Here is a 3,390-nt window from a genome sequence, read left to right on the forward strand (position 1 = left end):
CTGCATCAGAGCACAAACACCGCCACAAAGAACTGCCTGCTCACCGAAGAGGTCTGTCTCAGTCTCGGTACGGAATGTAGTCTCCAGAAGACCTGCTCTAGCGCCGCCGATGCCAAGACCATAAGCCAGTGCACGGTCAAGTGCTTTGCCTGTGTAATCCTGCTCTACTGCTACCAGACACGGTGTACCCTTACCAGCCTGATACTCACTTCTTACAGTGTGACCCGGTGCCTTCGGAGCGATCATGGTTACATCGACATTCTTCGGCGGTTTGATGCATCCGAAGTGGATGTTAAAGCCATGAGCGAACATAAGCATGTTGCCCTCTTCCAGGTTTGGCTCGATGTCTTTCTTGTACATATCTGCCTGAAGCTCATCGTTGATCAGGATCATGATGATATCAGCCTGTTTTGCAGCCTCTGCTGCGGTGTATACTTTAAATCCCTGTGCCTCTGCTTTTGCCCAAGACTTGCTGCCCTTGTAAAGACCGATGATAACATCGCATCCGGACTCTTTTAAGTTCAGGGCATGTGCATGACCCTGGCTGCCGTAACCGATAATAGCAATCTTCTGTCCTTCTAATAAGGATAAATTACAATCTTCCTGATAGTAAATCTTTGCTGCCATTTTTCATTTCCTCCTTGGATCTAACAAAAATAAAATAAATTTATTATAAAGCATAGACCGGCGCCTCTCTGTGCGTCTTTGGACCAAACTTTGTAAACCTGTTGAATGCCTTGTATCCAGTCTATCGACTGATGTACTATGGCAGATAGCGGATATCATCCGCACCTCTGGAAAGACCGGTAAGACCTGTTCTGGCTAATTCCAGAATCTCATAATCTTCCAGAAGATTAATCAGCGCGTCCTGTTTGGACTGGTCGCCTGTCAGCATAACAGTGACAGAATCTTTTCCCACATCGACAATCGATGCACGGAAAATCTCGGAAATCGCATTGATCGCCATCCGCTGGTTCGCATTTGCCCTCACCTTGACGAGCATCAGCTCACGATATACGGAATGACCTTCCCGCAGTTCCTTGATGTCGTGTACATCTTCCAGTTTTCCAAGCTGCTTCTGAATCTGCTCCAGAACCTGATGATCGCCCAGCGATACAACCGTCATACGGGAGTATCTCGGATCCGCGGTCACGCCAACTGTAAGACTTTCGATATTATATCCGCGGCGGCTGAAAAGTCCAGCCACACGGCTTAAAACGCCGGCAGTATTATCTACCAGCAGTGATAACACAATTCTGCTCATGCAATCTTCCCACCTTGATCTTCTGTCTTGTTCGTATTGCCTTAATGATAGCAACCAATTCTCAGTTTGTCAACTAATTAAAAGGAATGCTTTGTATTCCTCAGAGATATATCATTACTGTTCACGCATACGTGCCCAGTAACGGAATTTGCCGTGGCTCCGCATTTAAATACGGCAAATTCCTGCTGCCACCACGTTTTCTTACGGCACTTTCGGTTCCAAAAGTGCCTACCTGTGTACATTAACGATATATCAACACATCATTTCTGGTGTTCCTGCCACTTTTTTTCCCAGTCCGGACCGTATTTAAAATACATCTTCATCTCGGTTCCGACACTGATGAGGCGTGCATCGTCCGGGATCTCCTCACGCGTATACCAGCCTGCCTCAGAAAGCTCGTCCTCCTGCAGCCGGATCTTATCGTCCCCATCCAGTTCTGCAAAAAATCCGATCATCTCCGTATCAGTAAACGCCCACGGCTGACTCTTGAAATAGCGGATATTTTTAACTTTCAGCCCGACTTCCTCCATCACTTCGCGGCGGACGGTCTCTTCAAATGTCTCCCCGATCTCGACAAATCCAGCGATCAGCGCATATCCACGGTAAGTACTGTGGTTGACGCGGTAGCGCGACATAAGAAGTTTGTCCCCGTTCGTGATCGCCACGATGACTGCCGGGGAGATCTTTGGATATTCCGTCTGACCGCAGACCGGGCAGACGAGCGCCCGCTCGATCTTGCTGTCCTCCGTCTTTGCCCCACAGCGCCCGCAGAACTGACGGCTCTGTCTCCAGCGCCACAGCTGCACCGCCGTGATCGCTGCAAATGCCTGGTGCATCGGCTCCATCGCACGGATGTCGGTCGGCGTTTTCCATGCATAGTAAAGCTGTTCCGGCTCTTTTTCTGCCCCTTCTTTTAGCTTTGCCAGAATCTCTTCTGCTTTTTTCTCCGGCACACTGACCAGAAAATATGGCTTCTCATCAACCGAAAAGAGATAGACCGCCCGATCCATCAGTTCCGGAACTGCCGCCTCAATCTCCTCCCGGCGCGGGATAGTAAGCACATGTTCCTCCGCGGTCTCACGCAGAAGAATCCGGCCTTTCTGGATGCAGAAGACGTAGTCCTGTGCTCCAGGTTTCTGAATGTGGTATGTATTGTCGTAGCGATGTGGTGCGATGTCCTGTATCATAACTTTATCTCTCTATCCTTTTATTCTCCAAAACTTGTGCAACCGTTATTTCCATACTGTGTAACGGCTGTCCCCGCAGGCATTCATTGTAATCTTTCTGCAAGTCTCTTCATTTTACTCTTTTTATCAAAAAAATACAATCCCCTGGTTCGCCCCAGACTTACAACCGTCCCACAAAATCCTCATATCCAAACGCCCGCACCACTTCCGCTGTCCCATCTTCATGCCGGTATACGATCGACGGAAGCGGCATTCCATTAAAGGTATTATTTTTGACCATCGTATAGAGCGCCATATCGCCAAACACCAGCCGTCCGCCCTCTTTTAGCGGTGCATCAAACGAATAATCCCCGATGCAGTCCCCCGAAAGACAGGTTGGTCCGCCCAGGCGGAACGTATACGGCTTTTCGCCTGCTTCTCCCGCTCCGATAAGCGGCGGACGGTACGGCATTTCCAGCACATCCGGCATATGGCAGGCTGCCGAGGTATCCAGAATCGCAATCTGCATGCCGTTTTCCATCGTCTCCAGCACGGAAGTTACAAGAAATCCCGCGTTTAAGACAACTGCCTCGCCCGGTTCCAGGTATACCTCCACACCATATTTTTCGCGCAGCCCGCGCACCAGGCGGATCAGGCGTTCGCGGTCATAATCTTCTCTCGTAATGTGGTGTCCGCCGCCCAGGTTCAGCCATTTTACCTTTGAAAACCAGGCTCCAAACTTCTCCTCCGCTGCCCGCAGCGTCGTCTCCAGGTCATCTGAATTCTGCTCGCAGAGCGTATGCATATGAAATCCATCCAGATACGGAAGGATGGTTTCTTCAAAGTTTCCCGCCTCCGAAAGCATCGAAAGAGTCGTCCCCATGCGGGATCCCGGCGCACACGGATCATAGATCGCGTGACCCTCCTGCGTGGAACACTCCGGGTTCAGCCGGAGTCCCG

At 50.3% G+C, this 3,390-nt stretch carries 4 protein-coding genes; all 4 read right to left on the reverse strand.

Annotated features, from left to right (window positions below; genetic code table 11):
• The coding region (gene ilvC / locus QVO97_RS11880) for a ketol-acid reductoisomerase (RefSeq protein ID WP_288189760.1) at positions 1-627 on the reverse strand (627 nt) is incomplete at its 3' end.
• A gap of 136 nt (positions 628-763) precedes the next feature.
• On the reverse strand, positions 764-1,264 hold the full coding sequence (ilvN, locus tag QVO97_RS11885; protein ID WP_022360536.1) for an acetolactate synthase small subunit: 501 nt from the start codon (positions 1,262-1,264) through the stop codon (positions 764-766).
• 260 nt (positions 1,265-1,524) lie between these two features.
• Positions 1,525-2,451 carry an NAD(+) diphosphatase gene (gene nudC, locus QVO97_RS11890; protein ID WP_022360537.1) on the reverse strand — a complete coding sequence of 309 codons (927 nt, stop codon included), beginning with the start codon at positions 2,449-2,451 and terminating at the stop codon, positions 1,525-1,527.
• Between the two features lie 160 nt (positions 2,452-2,611).
• A partial coding sequence (locus tag QVO97_RS11895; RefSeq protein WP_288189761.1) for a carboxynorspermidine decarboxylase occupies positions 2,612-3,390 on the reverse strand: 779 nt, incomplete at its 5' end.

The sequence above is a fragment of the Clostridium sp. CAG:43 genome (genome assembly GCF_000434655.1).
Classification (GTDB): domain Bacteria; phylum Bacillota; class Clostridia; order Lachnospirales; family Lachnospiraceae; genus Otoolea; species Otoolea fessa.